This window comes from Catenuloplanes nepalensis, from assembly GCF_030811575.1.
In the GTDB taxonomy this organism is placed as follows: domain Bacteria; phylum Actinomycetota; class Actinomycetes; order Mycobacteriales; family Micromonosporaceae; genus Catenuloplanes; species Catenuloplanes nepalensis.
Map to the genome: position 1 here is coordinate 8,322,094 of NZ_JAUSRA010000001.1, position 16,377 is coordinate 8,338,470.

General features: G+C 70.4%; 12 protein-coding genes and 2 pseudogenes. 4 read left to right on the top strand and 10 right to left on the bottom strand.

The window, feature by feature from the left end; all coding sequences use genetic code 11:
• Nucleotides 1-5 precede the first annotated feature (5 nt).
• Nucleotides 6-1,079, top strand: a complete 1,074-nt coding sequence (locus J2S43_RS36090) for an aspartate-semialdehyde dehydrogenase (protein ID WP_306836843.1) — start codon at nt 6-8, stop codon at nt 1,077-1,079.
• An 88-nt stretch (nt 1,080-1,167) separates the two neighbouring features.
• Nucleotides 1,168-1,389, top strand: coding sequence for a DUF397 domain-containing protein (locus tag J2S43_RS36095; RefSeq protein ID WP_306836845.1), 222 nt, complete (start codon nt 1,168-1,170; stop codon nt 1,387-1,389).
• On the opposite strand, the gene J2S43_RS36100 is transcribed toward J2S43_RS36095, so the two are convergent.
• Nucleotides 1,368-2,303, bottom strand: a complete 936-nt coding sequence (locus J2S43_RS36100; protein ID WP_306836846.1) for a helix-turn-helix domain-containing protein — start codon at nt 2,301-2,303, stop codon at nt 1,368-1,370. The genes J2S43_RS36095 and J2S43_RS36100 overlap by 22 nt on opposite strands.
• Before the next feature lie 103 nt (nt 2,304-2,406).
• On the opposite strand from J2S43_RS36100, the gene J2S43_RS36105 reads away from it, so the two are divergent.
• Together J2S43_RS36105 and J2S43_RS36110 are read left to right on the top strand one after the other, a co-directional pair.
• Nucleotides 2,407-3,036, top strand: a complete 630-nt coding sequence (locus tag J2S43_RS36105) for an HNH endonuclease family protein (protein WP_306836848.1) — start codon at nt 2,407-2,409, stop codon at nt 3,034-3,036.
• A pseudogene (locus J2S43_RS36110) lies at nt 3,032-3,292 on the top strand (hypothetical protein); the annotation flags it as partial. The gene J2S43_RS36105 and the pseudogene J2S43_RS36110, both read left to right, overlap by 5 nt.
• On the opposite strand, the gene J2S43_RS36115 reads toward J2S43_RS36110, so the two are convergent.
• The 9 genes and pseudogenes from J2S43_RS36115 to J2S43_RS42465 all read right to left on the bottom strand — a co-directional run.
• Nucleotides 3,289-4,104 carry a hypothetical protein gene (locus J2S43_RS36115; RefSeq protein ID WP_306836850.1) on the bottom strand — a complete coding sequence of 272 codons (816 nt, stop codon included), beginning with the start codon at nt 4,102-4,104 and terminating at the stop codon, nt 3,289-3,291. The pseudogene J2S43_RS36110 and the gene J2S43_RS36115 sit on opposite strands and share 4 nt — an antisense overlap.
• A gap of 72 nt (nt 4,105-4,176) precedes the next feature.
• Nucleotides 4,177-5,259 carry an ABC transporter ATP-binding protein gene (locus J2S43_RS36120; RefSeq protein ID WP_306836852.1) on the bottom strand — a complete coding sequence of 361 codons (1,083 nt, stop codon included), beginning with the start codon at nt 5,257-5,259 and terminating at the stop codon, nt 4,177-4,179.
• Nucleotides 5,256-6,323 carry an ABC transporter ATP-binding protein gene (locus J2S43_RS36125; RefSeq protein ID WP_306836854.1) on the bottom strand — a complete coding sequence of 356 codons (1,068 nt, stop codon included), beginning with the start codon at nt 6,321-6,323 and terminating at the stop codon, nt 5,256-5,258. The genes J2S43_RS36120 and J2S43_RS36125 overlap by 4 nt, the downstream gene beginning before the upstream one ends.
• A 10-nt stretch (nt 6,324-6,333) precedes the next feature.
• The gene (locus J2S43_RS36130; protein ID WP_306836856.1) at nt 6,334-7,335 is read right to left on the bottom strand and encodes an ABC transporter permease; all 1,002 of its coding nucleotides are present in this window, start codon (nt 7,333-7,335) and stop codon (nt 6,334-6,336) included.
• A gap of 90 nt (nt 7,336-7,425) precedes the next feature.
• Nucleotides 7,426-9,180, bottom strand: a complete 1,755-nt coding sequence (locus J2S43_RS36135) for an ABC transporter substrate-binding protein (protein WP_306836859.1) — start codon at nt 9,178-9,180, stop codon at nt 7,426-7,428.
• A gap of 76 nt (nt 9,181-9,256) precedes the next feature.
• On the bottom strand, nt 9,257-10,267 hold the full coding sequence (locus J2S43_RS36140; RefSeq protein WP_306836861.1) for an ABC transporter permease: 1,011 nt from the start codon (nt 10,265-10,267) through the stop codon (nt 9,257-9,259).
• A gap of 396 nt (nt 10,268-10,663) precedes the next feature.
• Entirely contained in the window at nt 10,664-11,257 is a 594-nt protein-coding gene (gene recR / locus J2S43_RS36145) for a recombination mediator RecR (RefSeq protein ID WP_306836863.1), read from the bottom strand.
• Between the two features lie 7 nt (nt 11,258-11,264).
• A complete protein-coding gene (locus J2S43_RS36150; protein WP_306836864.1) occupies nt 11,265-11,570 on the bottom strand; it encodes a YbaB/EbfC family nucleoid-associated protein in 306 nt (101 codons plus the stop codon).
• A 2,790-nt stretch (nt 11,571-14,360) separates the two neighbouring features.
• Nucleotides 14,361-16,349: pseudogene (locus tag J2S43_RS42465) on the bottom strand (DNA polymerase III subunit gamma and tau); the annotation flags it as partial.
• Nucleotides 16,350-16,377 lie beyond the last annotated feature (28 nt).

Below are 16,377 nucleotides of genomic sequence, written 5' to 3' on the forward strand. Positions count from 1 at the left end.
ACGTCATGGGGCGGCCCACCCTCGCCGTCGTCGGTGCCACCGGCGCCGTCGGCACCGTCATGTGCGAGCTGCTGTCGTCCCGCAAGGACGTGTGGGGCGAGATCCGCCTGATCGCCTCCGCCCGCTCGCGCGGCCGGCTCGTCTCCGTCCGCGGCGAGGAGCTGGAGGTCCAGGCGCTCACCCCCGAGATCTTCGACGGCGTCGACGTCGCCATGTTCGACGTCCCCTCCGACGTGGCCGTCGAGTGGGCACCGGTCGCGGCCGCCCGCGGCGCCGTCGTCGTCGACAACTCCGGCGCGTTCCGGATGGACCGCGACGTGCCGCTGGTCGTCCCGGAGATCAACCCCGAGCAGGCCCGCAACCGCCCGCGCAACATCATCGCGAACGCGAACTGCACCACGCTCACCCTGGTGGTCATGCTCGCACCGCTGCACCGGGAGTACGGTCTGCGCGAGCTGGTGCTGGCCACCTACCAGGCCGTCTCCGGCGCCGGCCAGGCCGGCGTCGACATCCTCCACGACCAGATCTCCAAGGTCGCCGGCGACCGCGCGCTCGGCACCCGCTCCGGCAACGTCCGCCAGTCCGTCGGCGACGACCTCGGCCCGTTCCCCGCGCCGATGGCGCTCAACGTGGTGCCGTGGGCCGGATCGCTGCTGGACCTGGGCTGGTCGTCCGAGGAGCTGAAGGTCCGCGGCGAGACCCGCAAGATCCTTGGCCTGCCCGACCTGAAGGTCTCCGCCACCTGCGTCCGCGTCCCGGTCGTCACCGGTCACTCCATCGCCGTCCACGCGGTCTTCGCCTCGGAGCTGGACGCCGAGGGCGCCCGCCAGGTCCTCCGCAACGCCCCCAGCGTCATCCTCGTCGACGACCCCGCCTCCGGCGAGTTCCCCATGCCCATCGACGCCGTCGGCACCGACCCCGCCTGGGTCGGCCGCATCCGCCGCTCCATGGACGACCCACGCGCCCTCGACCTCTTCGTCACCGGCGACAACCTCCGCAAGGGCGCCGCCCTCAACACCGTCCAGGTCGCCGAACTGCTGGCCAAGGAGTTCAATCCCGGCCCTTCCTCGTCCCGCTGACACACGAAAGATGGACTTTTCCGAGAATCGTCCGTCGACGCGGCGGTATAGTTGCCCGGCTGATTTCGCAATCGTCAGGGGCGATCACATGGATAACGGACGCGGTCGGGTCGGATGGCGGAAGAGCTCGTACAGCTCCACCCTCAACTGCGTCGAGTTTCTGGGTCCGCTGTCGGGTGATGTCACGGTTCGGGACTCGAAGAGTCGTTCCGGTGCGCGCCTACAGTTCTCGCGTCCCGCTTGGGCCGCCTTCATCGCATCGCTCAGCGATGGACGGACCGGATTTGATCAAGCTCCTTCGGCTAGTTGATTGATAGCTCGATCGATGATGTCACCGCCCTCCTCCGGAGGGGCGCAGCAGTCCTCCAGCGCCCAGAAGCGCTCGACGTAGGACGCGGCGAGAGCGGCTCGGCCATCGATTGTCTCCACCCCTGCCTGGTGTTCCACGAAGACGAGCTCATTGTTGTTGGGGGAGGGGAACTCCAGGACGACGAAGCTGCCCCACAGCCCCAGATGCGCGCCGTAACCGAAGGGGATCACCCGCAGGTCCACGTTGGGTCGAGTGCTCATCGTGCGGAGATGTCCGAGCTGACGCAGCATTCCGTCTCGTCCCCCGATGCGGTGATGCAGAACGGCTTCATCGATTATGAATACTGCTCGGAATCCGTCCGGGCGGCTCAATAGTTTCTGCCGCTCCATCCGAAGCTCGACCTTCTGCTCGAGTCCTGTATCGGAGTCGATGGGCGTGCGAGCCTTGAAAACGTTCTCTGCATACTCCCTGGTCTGCAGGAATCCGGGGACTAACGAAGGCTCGAAGGACCGAAAGACCGACGCGGCGCTCTCGTACTGAAGGTAGTAGAGGTAGTCGGAGGGAAGTACGCCCCGAAACTGGTCGTACAGGTCCCGACGGGCATGGCCGGCGAGAGCGATGAGTTCATCGACCCAGGAGGCGTCGGTGACGTCGTAGTGATGAAGCAGCACGCAGAGGTCCATGACGGAGATGTCGACCATTCCGCGTTCGATCCGCAGGAGCTTCGACAGGGGCTGCCAGCCGAGCGCTGCGGCCACCTCACGTGCCGACAGCCCGCGCTCCTCGCGGAGATCCCGGAGGGCGACTCGCAGGCGCCGGCGGTGAACAGCTGGGCTTTCTCCCGGCACATCCGTACCCCGCATGGTTCTCCCCGTCCCGGACGCCTTCCGCCACTCACTCCTATTGATGCCCATCGTAATGAGGTGCTTCCGGTGAGTATCGTGAATGGATCTCGAGTCGCGGACTGTCGTACCTGTGTCGCAAGCTGTAGGGGTGACACGGACGTTCAAGGTTGTGATGGCTGCGGCTGCCGCTGCGGCGACGATGGCGATGGCGGGCTGCCAGGTGGAGGGCGGGGGCGAGGGACCCGGGACCGGGGCCACGGCCGATCCGGGGACGGGGGCCGCGGACGCGGCTGCCCGGCTCGAGGAGCTGGCGGTGGCGAAGGCCGGGTCGATGAGTGGCTACAGCCGGGAGAAGTTTCCGCACTGGCGGGACACCGGCGAGAACTGCGACATGCGGGACACGATTCTGCAGCGCGACGGCGAGGACATCAAGCTGAGCGGCTGCAACGTGACCGACGGCCGGTGGTACAGCGTCTATGACGGGCAGACGTACGACGACCCGGGCAAGGTGGACATCGACCACATGGTGCCGCTGGCGAACGCGTGGCGGTCGGGCGCGAGCAAGTGGTCGAACGAACAGCGTGGTGACTTCGCCAACGATGAGGAGCGGCCGCAGCTGATCGCGGTTTCGGCGTCGCAGAACCGGGCAAAGGGTGACCAGGATCCGTCGACCTGGAAGCCGTCCGTGCGTGACTACTGGTGTCAGTACGCGCAGGACTGGATCACGGTGAAGCACCACTGGAAGCTGTCGATCACGAGCGCGGAGAAGGAGGCGCTCGGCGACATGCTGGCGACCTGCTGAGGGGGCGAAGGGCGTGGCTGACGCGGACATCGTGGCGGGGCCGGGCGGCGTGATGACCGATGAGGTCGGGGTCGTGACGGGGGAGCTGACGTTGCGCAGCGAACTCGTCGACGGCCACGCGGTGCTGCGGGTGCAGTACAAGGACGCCGAGGAGTGGTATGCGGTGACCGGTGGCAAGGCCGCGCTCAAGGACCCGGCCGACCTCGACGCGGTGCACGCGATCGCGGTCGGCCTCCTCAACCGGCCCGAGGGCTAGGAACCGGCGGCGGCCGACCCGGACGACGCCCACATGTCGGCGAGGGCTGGGCCGCACTGTGGCTGGCCCTCGAAGACGGCCGTGAAATCGGCGATCGCGATCCGCGAGGTGTGGTCCGGCGACGGGATCGTGACCGGTGCGCCGAGGTCGTTCAGCAGCAGCTCGATGCTGTCCTGACCGGCCTCGACCGCGAGGTACGGCGACGCGCCCGGCGGCACCATCGCCCACATCCGCCGCACCCGTCCCTCCGGGTCCAGCTCGACCTCGCCGGTGACCTCGGTGGCGGTCAGGCCGACCCGGCCGGCGTCGAGTGCGGCCTTCAGCGCGGGCCGGTCCTCATCCGGGGCCAGCTCCAGTGCCTTGCGCAGGTCGAGCCGGACCGCCAGCACGTCGGGCGAGGAGCCGGGCGAGGCCGATGTCACCCCGCGCAGCCAGCTGATCATGCCGATCGGCGTGGCGGCCAGGCCCTCGACGCCCATCCGGGCCGCTTCCCAGGAGCCGGTCGGCTCGGTGCCGGCCGGCTCCTGCAGGGCGTAGAACGCGCCGTCCATGACGATCGACCGGTTCTCCACGGTCCATTCGGCGCCGATCCGGCTCGGATCGTCGAGCGCGGAGTCCAGCGCCGGTTCGGCCAGTGACGGGATCTGGAATCGTGATCGCATCGCCAGCCGCCCGCGGGCGAAGTCGGCGGCGCCCTCGCACGAACCGAGGTCGCCGCGGCCGGCGGGCATCCGCCAGCAGAACATGGTCGTGCCGGCGGCATGGGTGGCGTCGACCGCCGCCCGTACCCGCGCGTTCAGGTCTTCCGTCACACCCGCCCCCTCGTGGTCGTGATCTAGTCCCTGCCCAGAATGAGCCAGGTCACACGCGAGGGGGCGGTTTTCTCACTCCTTGTCGACGGTTCCGACGGTCTCGACGGTGGCCACCGCGGCGGCAGCGGCCGCGGCTGCGGACCGGCCGCTGCCGGAGGCGTGCTGCTCCTCGTCGCTGACCGGGAAGTGGCAGGCGACCTGGTGGCCGTCGGCGAGCACGGCCAGCGGCGGCTCCTCGGTCGCGCACACGTCCTGGGCCTTCCAGCAGCGGGTACGGAACCGGCAGCCGGACGGCGGGTCGATCGGGCTCGGCACGTCGCCGGTGAGCAGCACGCGCTCGCGCTGGGCCTTGTCCCGCCGGGACGGGTCCGGCACCGGCACGGCCGACATCAGCGCGACCGTGTACGGGTGCCGCGGGTGCGCGTACAACGCGTCGCGCGGCGCCACCTCGACCACCTTGCCGAGGTACATGACCGCGACCCGGTCGGAGATGTGCCGCACCACGGACAGGTCGTGCGCGATGAACAGGTAGGTCAGGTCCAGCTCGCGCTGGAGGTCGTCGAGGAGGTTGACGACCTGGGCCTGGATGGAGACGTCCAGCGCGGAGACCGGCTCGTCCGCGACGATCATCTTCGGCTTGAGCGCCAGCGCGCGGGCGATGCCGATGCGCTGCCGCTGACCGCCGGAGAACTCGTGCGGGTAGCGGTTGTAGTGCTCGGGGTTGAGCCCGACCATCTCCAGCAGCTCCTGGACCGCCTTCTTCTCACCCTGCGGCGTCGGGATCTTCTGGATCTGCAGCGGTGCCGCGACGATCGTGCCGACCGTGTGCCGCGGGTTCAGCGACGAGTACGGGTCCTGGAAGATCATCTGGATGTCCTGGCGCAGGCCGCGGAGGCCACCGCCCTTGATGTGTGTGATGTCCCGCCCGTCGAACGTGACCTTGCCGGCGGTCGGCTCCAGGATCCTGGTGATCAGGCGCCCGGCCGTGGACTTGCCGCAGCCGGACTCGCCGACCAGGCCGAGCGTCTCGCCCTTGTGCACGGTCAGGTCGATGCCGTCCACCGCGCGGACCGCCGCGACCTGACGGCGCAGCAGACCGGCCGTGATCGGAAAGTGCTTCTGCAGGCCGGAGACCTCAAGAAGGGGAGTACTCACAGGTTCGGGCTCACTTCCTGGGTGAAGATCTCGCGGCGCAGCTCGGCCGGCATGTGGCAGGCGACCGCGTGCGTCGAGCCGGTCAACTCGGGGCGCTCGGTGAACGAACGGTCGCCGTTGCGGCCCGCGTACGGGCAGCGCGGGTGGAAGGAGCAGCCGGACGGCAGGTTGATCAGCGACGGCGGCGTACCCTTGATGGGGTTGAGCCTGTCCCTGACCTCGCGGTCCAGCCGGGGCATGGAGCCGAGCAGACCCCAGGTGTACGGGTGCTCCGGGCTGCGGAAGACGGTCTCGGCCGGTCCGCGCTCGACCGCCTTCCCGCCGTACATGACCAGGATGTCGTCGGCCAGCTCCGCCACCACGCCCAGGTCGTGCGTGATCATGATGACCGCGGAGCCGAACTCCTCCTGCAGGTCCCGGATCAGGTCGAGGATCTGCGCCTGCACGGTCACGTCGAGCGCGGTGGTCGGCTCGTCCGCGATCAGCAGCTCCGGGTTGTTGACCAGCGACATCGCGATCATCGCGCGCTGCCGCATGCCGCCGGAGAACTGGTGCGGGTAGTCGTCGACGCGGCGGGCGGGCTGCGGGATGCCGACCCGGGCCAGCATGTCGATCGCACGCTGCTTGGCGGCCTTCTTGCTGCCGCCGTGGTGGATCCGGTACGCCTCCACGATCTGCTGGCCGATCGTGTAGTACGGGTGCATCGCGGACAGCGGGTCCTGGAAGATCATCGACATCTTCCGGCCGCGCAGCCGGCGTACCCGCTCGTCGTCGGCCTTGATCAGCTCTTCGCCGTCGAGCCAGATCTCGCCGCCGACCGTGGCGTTGCTGCGCGTGCGGTGCAGGCCGAGGATCGCCAGGCTGGTCACGCTCTTGCCGGAACCGGACTCGCCGACGATGCCGAGCGTCCGGCCGCGCTCCAGCGCGAACGAGACGCCGTCCACGGACTTGACGATGCCGTCGTCCGTCGCGAACTGCACGCGCAGGTCGCGCACCTCGAGGAAGGACTTGGGCGGTGAGATGTCGGCCGGGCCGATCTCGGTGACGGGCACAGATGTGGTCATGACTTACCCCTCAGCTCAGCCGGACGCGCGGGTCGACAGCGGCGTAGAGCAGGTCGACGACCAGGTTGGCGATGACGATGAAGAACGCGGCGAACAGCGTGACGCCGAGGATGATCGGCAGGTCGTTCTGCCGGATCGAGGTCAGCGTGGCCTCGCCCAGTCCGCGGAGGTTGAACGTGGTCTCGGTCAGGATGGCGCCGCCGAGGAGGCTGCCGAGGTCCAGTCCGAAGACGGTGATCAGCGGCGTGAGGCCGGAGCGCAGCGCGTGCTTGCCGACCACGTCGCGCTCGCGCAGGCCCTTGGCGCGCGCGGTGCGGATGTAGTCCTCGCTCAGCGTCTCCAGCATGTTCGCCCGGGTGAGACGGGCGTAGGTCGCGGCGAACAGGAAGGCCAGCGTGATCCACGGGAGGATCAGGTTGAGCGCCCACTCGGCCGGGTTGACCACGAAGTCGACGTACCCGGGCGGCGGCAGCCAGCCCAGCCAGTAACTGAAGATCGCGGCGGAGACCAGGCCGGTGAAGTAGATGGGGAGCGAGACGCCGGCGAGCGCGGTCGTCATCACGATCCGGTCGGCGGGGCGGCCCTTGCGCAGCGCCGAGATGACGCCCGCGCCGATGCCGCCGATCACCCAGAGGATCGCGGCGCCCAGCGCCAGCGAGAGCGTGACCGGAAGGCGGTCGATCAGGTACGGCCACACCTCCTGATCGGTCTTGAACGAGTAGCCGAAGCAGGGGGCGTTGCAGTGCGTGACGTCCGGGCCGTTGTCGTAGTCCCGGCCCATCACCAGGCCCTGCAGGAACTTGCCGTACTGCACGTGGATCGGGTCGTCGAGACCCAGCTTCGTCCGGATGCCCTCCAGCGCGACCGGGTCCGCCGTCTTGCCGACGTACAGCAGGGCGGGATCACTGCCGGTCAGCTTCGGCACCAGGAAGAAGACGCCGAAGGTCACCAGCGTGATGACCAGCAGCGTGAAGACGACGTTGACCAGTCGCCGAACGACGTAAGCGAACACGAGCCGAGGCCTCCAGGTTCAACGGGTGCCCCTCCCCGATCAGAGAAGGGGCACCCGCCAGGACGTACTAAAGGGTGATAGCTACGAACCTCAGCTGGTGACGCCGAGCGCCTGGAAGTCGTACATGCCCCAGAACTGGTGGATGTAGACGTTGGTCAGGCGCGGGTTGCGGTAGTTGAGGGCCTTGTCGACGACGAAGGGCAGGATGTACGCGCCCTCCATGACCTTGTGGTTGATCTGCGTGTAGATCGCGGCGGCCTCGGCCGGCGGAACCGTCTTGGCCTGGTCGAACAGCGCGTCGATCGACGGGTCCTTGATCTCGGCGAAGTTGAAGTTGCCGTTCTGCAGGATGTAGCGGCTGTCGACCAGCGGCTGCAGGTAACCGGCGCCCGACGGGTAGTCCGCCGCCCAGCCGGAGATGATCAGGCCGTAGCCCTTCTGCTTCACCACGGTCGGCGAGCCGGTGATCGAGCTGGCCTGCGCACCGTCGATCTGGTCGATCGCGGCGTCGATGCCGACGGCCTTCAGCGCGGCCTGCAGCGCCTCGGCGGTCTTGACCTCGGCCGGCTTGTTGTTCCGGACGGCGATCTTGGTGGAGAAGCCGTTCGGCTGGCCACACGCGGCGAGCGCCTGCTTGGCGGCGTCCACCTGCGGCGCACCCTGCTTGCGGTTGTACGGGTCGTACTCCGCCTCCGAGCCCGGGATGTTCGGCGGGAGCATGTTGAGGCCGATGTCGCCACCCGCGATCGGGCCACCGCGCGCGGTCTGCAGCGAGGTCGGGTCCGAGGCGAGCATGACGGCCTTGCGGCAGTCGACGTTGTCGAACGGCGCCACGCTGGTGGACATCGCGGCGTACCGGATGAAGCCGGTGGTCGGGGTGTCCGAGTTCGCCCTCAGCGTCTCGTCCTGCAGGATCTTGGTGCGGGCCGCGGCCTGCACACCGGTCTGCGCGGCGTCGGCGTCGGCGGTGCCGGCGATCAGGCGCTGGTCCATGTCGTCGGCGTTGGTCGTGATCGTCATGTTGATCGCGTCCGGCAGCGCCTTGCGCAGCGGGTCCGAGGCCTGGTCCCAGTGCTCGTTACGGGTCCACTTGATCGCCTTGCCCGGCGCGTAGGACTCGATCTTGTACGGGCCGGACGAGGCCGGCTTCGTGCCGTACTGCGCGCCGGTGTCCCGGGCGGCCGGCACCGGGCCCGCGCCCGGCATCGCCAGCAGGTACGGGAAGTCCGCGTACGGCTGCTTCAGGTTGAAGACGATGGTCTTGTCGTCCGGCGTCTCCACCGACTTCAGGCCCAGCTTGTTCGGGTCCGAGTCCTTGTACGGGCCGGGGTACTTCTGGCCCTGGTCGAGCTGCTCGATCAGGTAGACCGGGCCGCCGGAGACGACGTCCTGCGCGAAGATGCGCTCGATGCCGTACTTGACGTCCTTCGACGTGACCGGCGTACCGTCGTCGAACTTCACGTTGTCGCGAAGCGTGTAGGTGTAGGTCTTGCCGTCATTGCTGAGCACGGCCTCGGCCGTGGCCAGGTCCGGCACCAGCTTCATGCCGGCGTCGCCCGGCTTCGCGTCGTAGGACACGAGCGTGCGGGTGTAGAGCCGGTTCAGGTTCCACACGAACGCGTAGTAGCCACGGGCGGGGTCGAGGCTGTCGACGTCCTGCGAGCTCCACAGCTCGAGGGTGCCGCCCTTCTTGTCGGAGACGTTCAGCACCTCGGTCAGCGCGGCGTTCTGCGCGTTCTTGGCACCACCGTTCGACGAGTTCGACGCGCCGCTGTTACCGCAAGCGGTGAGTCCCAGGGCGACGACCGCCGTAGCGGCGACCATCACCTTCCTCTTACTAGACACTGCTGCCTACCTCCTTGACGTGCGACCGTGGGTCGCGACGGATGCGCGTGGTGCGGTGGTGCGATTGCTGCGCGGGTCAGTGAGCCTTGGGGTCCAGGGCGTCGCGGAGTCCGTCGCCGAACAGGTTGAAGGCCAGCACGGTGATGAAGATGCACACGCCGGGAATGATCATGTACGTCGGGTCCGACTGGTAGTAGCTCTTGGCGTCGTAGAGCATGCCGCCCCAGGAGGGGTTGGGCGCCTCGATGCCCACGCCGAGGAAGCTGAGCGACGCCTCGGTGATGATGTTCGTCGGGATGATCAGCGTGGTGTAGACCAGGATCGGCGCGGCCAGGTTCGGCAGCAGCTCCCGGAACAGGATCCGCCCGGTCCGAGCGCCCAGACTCCGCGACGCCTCGACGAACTCACGCTCGCGCAGCGACAACACCTGGCCACGAACGATTCGCCCGATGTACGGCCAGCCGAAGAAGCCGATCACGCCGATCAGCACGGACATCCGCGACCAGCGCCCGTCCAGGCCGAAGAACGTGTCCGGCAGCACCGAGACCAGCGCGATGGAGAACAGCAGCTGCGGGAACGCCAGCAGGAAGTCCATCACCCGGCTGATCACCGCGTCGACCCAGCCGCCCACGAAGCCGGCCGCCAGGCCCAGGATCGAGCCGATCACGGTGGACACCGCCGCGGCCAGGAACGCCACGAAGATGGAGGTCTGCGCGCCGTAGATGACGCGGCTGAAGATGTCGCGGCCGGAGGTCGGCTCGACGCCCAGCCAGTGCTCGCCGCTGATGCCGCCGAACGGGCCGATCGGCAGACCCAGCGTCGGGTCGATCAGGTTGTTGTTGAAGGCATCGATCGGGTGGCCGATCAGCTTGACGATCGGGGAAGCGAGGAACGCGACGAGCACCAGGAAGATGACGAAGCCACCGCCCGCCATCGCGACCTTGTCACGCTTGAACCGCCGCCATGCGATCTGGCGCAGCGAACGCCCCTCGATGGCCTTGCCGCTCGTGCTGGCAGCACCTTCAGCCGGATCGGCGACGTCGTGCGTCGACTCCTCCGAGAGGGACGCGCCCGGTCCACTGACCATCCGTGCCTCGGTCCTCCTCCGGCCACCGGACCGCAGGCGCCGCCGCAGCGACGACCGGACGACACGTGGGTCGCCCGTCGGCACGGTGGATCACCCGCGGCCACGGCAACCGGTCGATTGTCGTGTGCCTCGAGTGCCCACGCTTTCATCCGACGGCCTCAGGTGGGGCGTGGGAAGGCAGCGCGGACACGGCGACGGGTGTGCCGCCGCCGGGATGAACAGTCCACCGAGGGGACCCGTCCGGTCAACGCTCAGAGTGACCATGTAACCAACTTCAGGCCACGCCGTGATGATGGCGTGACCTGAATAGGATCAAGCACGGAAAAACTGGGCAAATCAACTTTGAACATAGGCAAAACATGTCTGTTGCGGGCGGGTTTCGGCGACTTTTCGGGCTTACACCGCGCGACGCCCCTCGAACGCCCTGCCCAGAGTGATCTCATCCGCGTACTCCAGGTCGCCACCCACCGGCAACCCACTGGCCAGGCGCGTCACCGCGATCCCCATCGGCTTCACCATCAGCGCGAGGTACGTCGCGGTCGCCTCGCCCTCGGTGTTCGGGTCCGTCGCCAGGATCAACTCCTTGACGTCCCCGTTCCCCAGCCGGATCAGCAGCTCGCGGATCTTCAGGTTGTCCGGCCCGATCCCCTCCAGCGGATTGATCGCGCCGCCGAGCACGTGGTAGCGACCGCGGAACTCGCCGGTCCGCTCGATCGCCACCACGTCCTTCGGCTCCTCGACCACGCACAGCACCTCGTTGCCGCGACGCGGGTCGCGGCAGATCCGGCACTGCTCCTCCTCGGCCACGTTGTAACAGACCGTGCAGAAGCGCACCGACTCCTTGACCTTCCGCAGCGCCGCCGCCAGCCGCGCCACGTCCGCCGTGTCCGAGGACAGAATGTGGAACGCGATCCGCTGGGCGCTCTTCGGACCCACGCCGGGCAGGCGTCCCAGCTCGTCGATCAGATCCTGAATGGCACCCTCGTACATCGCCGGCTCAGAACCCCATGCCGAGTCCGCCGAGCCCGCCCGTGACCGGGCCCATCTTCTCCTCGGTCAGCGCGCGCACCGCCTCGGCCGCGTTGTGCAGCGCCGCCAGCACCGCGTCCTCCAGCGTCTCCGCGTCGTCCGGATCGATCACCTTCGGGTCGATCTTCACGGACCGCACCTCGCCGGTCCCGGCCATCACGACCGTCACCAGCCCGCCGCCGGCCGTGCCGGTGACCTCGGCCTCCGCCAGCTCCTCCTGCGCGGCCTGCGCCGCCTGCTGCAACTTCGCCGCCTGCTTCATCAACTGCTGCATGTTGGGCTGTCCGCCAGGACGCACCACGGCAGGCTCCTCTTCATCCCGCGGCTTCGCCGCACCACCGAACCGCCGCCCAGCGTAGCCGTCCCACCCCGAGCCCCCCGCACACCCGACACCGGGAGCTCTGGGGTCACTCCCGCGGGCGCTGTGTCTCCCGGAGCTGAGACCCGGACGCTCGGGTTCCGGCCGACTGCGGATCGCGGATTTGCCGCTTACCGATGTGGTGCTTCGGTTCCCGCTTCCGGCGTGGGCACCGTGGGCTTGCTCCCTCCCGCGGGCAAACCTCGCGGCGGCCTCCGCCTGCGCTCCGGTCGCCGCGTCGGAGCCGGTCCCGGCCTGGGCGCCGGTTCCGGGCTGGGCGCCGAAAACCCCCTGCCGGTTGCGTGCGTGGTTTGCCGCCAGTGATTGCCGGGCGCCCACGCCGGAAATTTCGGCTTATAGCCGCCGGTCACGCGCGGTGATGGCCACTAGTGATACGTGAAGCACCGAATGAATCCACCTCGCGCTAAAGGTGCTTTACGTATCACTCGCCAGTCGATCGGCCGGATCCGGTGCCTGATCCACGTCGTCCCGGACTGGGCAGCGGCCCGCATATCGGGCATAACGCCGCGTCGATATGATCGTGACCGACCCGGCCCACACGCACGGTAGTGGGCCGGGTGGCTACATGTCGGTGATCTTCTCGGCTCCGAAGGCTTCCTTGAGCAGCAGGAAAGCCTGCTCCTCGCTGCTCTGCCGGGCCGACTGCTCGTCGATGACCTCGTCCAGCGGCTCGTCGCCGGGGTCGAAGCCCTCGAACTCCTTCGTCGTCGCCTCCGCCGGCTGATTGGCCTGAGCGGCCGCTGCGGCCGCCGCAGCCGCGTTGGCCGCCGCCACCGCTGCCGCCGCACGCCCCTGCGTGGGCCGTGGAGCCTCCGCTGCCGCCGCCGGCTTGGCCGCGGAGGCGCGCCCCTGCGCCGCCGCCACCGCGTTGGCCGCGGCCCGGCTCGCGGCCGCCTTGGCACTCGCGATCGCGGGATTCGACGCGTGCGGACCGGCCGTCCGCCCCGCCGCCGGAGCGGACGACGCGGGCGTCATCGGGGCCGCCGGAGCACCCGACGCCGGCGCCGCGGACGACGAGCCGGAGCCGGCCGTCCCGGATGCCGACACACCGGATGCCGGCCCGGCCGAAGCCGCGAACGACGACCCGCCACCAGCGATCCCCGTCTCGCCGCCAGCCGGGCCTGACCCACCGGTGGGTCCGGACCCACCGCCAGCGGGTCCCGTCCCGCTGCCGGCCGGGCCTGGTCCGCCGGCCGGGCCTGGTCCGCTGCCGGCCGGGGTGAACCCGCTGCCCGGGGACGCCTGACCGGCGGCAGCCGGTGCGGGGCGGGGCGCCGTGCGCGCCTGCGTGAAGCCGCCGCGACCACCTGATCCGTTGTCCGGTGGCGCCGGACCGTCGTACTCGGGGTCGTAGGGCGGTTCCTCGTCCGCGGGGAAGTCGTCCCAGGCGCTGCCGCCACTGACGACCGCCGGAGTCGCCGGAGTCGCCAAAGCCGCCGGTGCGGCGGCCGGTGCCGGCGCCGCGTCCTGAGCCGGCGTGGCCGCCGCGCCGCCGCGCTGCCCGGCACCGTTCGGCACCTGCTTTCCGCGAGCACCCGTCGCTGCCGCCCGTGCCGCCGCGAGCCCGCCCGATGACGCACGCGGGGGGGCCTGCGCCGCCGGTACGGCCGGAGTCTGAGGTTCCCGCTCGCCAGCGGCCACCGAGCCGGCCTGCACCGGCTCCGGCCACCCACTGCCGTCCGTAGCGGCCACCGAGCCCACCCGCGCAGGCTCCGGCCACCCACTGTCCTGGGCAGCTGTCGCCGAGCCCGCCTGCACGGGCTCCGGCCACCCGTTGCCATCCGGCACGCCAGGTGCGTTGCCCGGCCGGACCGGTTCCGGCCAGCCGTTGCCATCCGCCACGCTCGGCGGGCTCCCTGGCTGCGCCGGCGTCGGCCAGCCGTCGGCGTGGTCTGCCCCGGCTGCTTCACCCGGCTGCACCGGAGTCGGCCAGCTGTTATCGGTGGTCTGATCGTTCGCGGTGCCGGTGTTCATCGATTGGCCGCGAGTGACCGGCTCGTCCCGCCTTTCGGGCTGGGCGCCGTTGTCGTCGACGTGTGCGGGCGGTCCGCCCGCTCGGGCCGGAGCCGGCCAGCCGTCATCGGCCGTCGTACCGGAACCCGGTGGAGGGCCGGTCCCGGCCGTGCCGGCGTTGCCGAGGCCGGAGGACGCCGGTCCGGCGCCGTCGGAGTTCGGTCCGGTGCCGGGCCGTGTAAGGGCCGGTCGGCCGGTTGACGCCGGTCCGGGGTCGCCGGAAGTCGGTCCGGCGTCGTCGGAGGCCGGTGCGGTGCCGCGCGGTGCGCGGGCCGGCCCGCCGGACGGGCCGGCCGCGGAACCGGGTACGACCGGGGCCGGCCAGTCGTCGTCCACGGCCTGAGGGCCGGTCGGCGTCGGCGCGCCGGGCCGGGCATGGCCGGGCGTGGGGGCATCGCCCTGGGAGGTGCCGGGCGCAGCGCTGAGCGCCTCCGCGCCGGACTGCGCGCCGGAGGGGATGTGGGGGATGGCGGCAGGGGTGGGCCAGCCCGCGTCCTCGGCCGCCGTGGTGGACGCGGGGGACGGTCCCGGTGACGGCCCCGATCTCGCGTCCGACTCGGATAACGAGCGCGTGGGCGCGGACGGGGGCGTGGGGTGGCCGGGCTGGGCCTGGCCGGTCGACTGGCGCTGTGCGGGGGCGCGACCGCCGCGACCGGTGGGTGCGTCGGGCTCGCCGGCCGGCCCGGCGGGGACGCAGCGGATCTGCCAGCGGACGCCGAGCAGCTCGTAGAAGGCCTCGCGGAGGAGGTCCATGCCTCCGGGCGTACCGGCGAAGATGTCGATGTGGTTGGGCAGCCGGAACGAGAGGACCAGGGTGTCGCCCTCGACGGTGCGCACGGTGGCGTCGCGCAGCACGGCGCCGGCCCGCTTGTTGCGCGCGTTGACGTAACCGTGGACCTCGGGCCACCAGCGGCTGCGGAGCTCGGTCACGTCGACACCGTCGGACGACGCGGCGTCGGCCTCGGCCGTCGGCACCTCCGGGGCGGCCTGCGGCTGCGACACGACCGGAGCCGCCTGCGCGGAACCGTCCTGCGACGGGCCACTCTGCGCCGGACCGCCCACCGGGCCCGCCTGCGCCTGGCCGGCCTGCGCCGGACTCACCGGCGTGGGACCACCGGGACCACTCTGCGCGGGCCCACTCTGTGCGGGCCCGGACTGGGAAGGGCCGGGCTGATCAGCCGCACCGGGCTGCGAGCCGCCTCCTTGGCCCACGGCCGGTGCGGATGCCGGCCGGCGACCCTGAGCCGGGGCCCCGGACTGAGCCGCCGCCTGGCGAGCAGCGGCCTGGCCGCCACCGGACGAACGTGCCGCCGCCTGCCGTGCCGCCGCCCGCGGGTCGAGCGCCGGCTCGTGACCACCGCCGGCCGGCGCCGAAGCGCCGAGCGCCGAAGCGCCAGTCGCCGAAGCGCCAGGAGCGGAAGTACCAAGAGCCGGAACACCGGGAGCGGCGGGTACGCCGGGGGCGGCCTGACCACGTACCGCTGGAAAAGCTCCTCCGCCTGTGGCCAGATGCCGTTCCATTCGCTCCAGGCGCTGCAGCAGAGCGCTCGTGGAGTCGTCCGCGCCGGGCAGCAGCATGCGGGCCGTGACCAGCTCCAGCAGCAGCCGGGGGCCGGTGGTGCCGCGCATCTCGACCAGGCCGTTGTGCACGATGTCGGCGGCGCGGGAGAGCGTGGCGGCGCCGAACCGGCCGGCCTGGCTGGTCATCCGCTCGATCTCGTCGGCCGGGCCGTCGATCAGGCCCTTGGCGGCCGCGTCCGGGACCTGCTGCATGACGATCAGGTCGCGGAGGCGTTCGAGCAGGTCGGTGGCGAACCGGCGCGGGTCGTGGCCGGCCTCGGCGACCCGGTCGATCGCGGCGTACGCGGCGGCGCCGTCGGACGCCGCCAGCGAGTCGATCATGTCGTCGATCAGCGCCGAGTCGGTCACGCCGAGCAGCGCGACCGCGCGCGCGTACGTGACGCCCTCCTCGCCGGCGCCCGCGATCAGCTGGTCGAGCACCGAGAGCGTGTCTCGCGCGCTGCCACCACCGGCGCGGACGACCAGCGGGAACACCGCCGGCTCGACCTTGACGCCCTCGGCGTCGCAGAGCTGCTCCAGGTACGGCCGGAGCACGCTCGGCGGGATCAGCCGGAACGGGTAGTGGTGGGTGCGGGACTTGATCGTGCCCAGCACCTTCTCCGGCTCGGTGGTCGCGAAGATGAACTTCACGTACTCCGGGGGCTCCTCGACCAGCTTGAGGAGCGCGTTGAAGCCGGCCGGCGAGACCATGTGCGCCTCGTCGATCACGTAGATCTTGTAGCGGCTGTTGGCCGGTGCGAAGAACGCCTTCTCCCGCAGCTCACGCGCGTCGTCGACGCCACCGTGGCTGGCCGCGTCGATCTCGATCACGTCGATCGAGCCGGCGCCGTCGTTCGCCAGCGACATGCAGGACATGCACCGCCCGCACGGCTCCGGCGTCGGCCCCTGCTCACAGTTGAGCGAGCGGGCCAGAATGCGCGCCGAGCTCGTCTTGCCGCAGCCGCGCGGCCCGGAGAACAGGTACGCATGGTTCAACCGGCCGCTGCGCAGCGCCTGGCTGAGCGGCTCGGTGACGTGCTCCTGCCCGATGACCTCGGCGAACGTCCGCGGCCGGTACTTGCGGTAGAGGGCCAACGCCACTGCCGTCTCCTCTCGACCGCGCCATTCT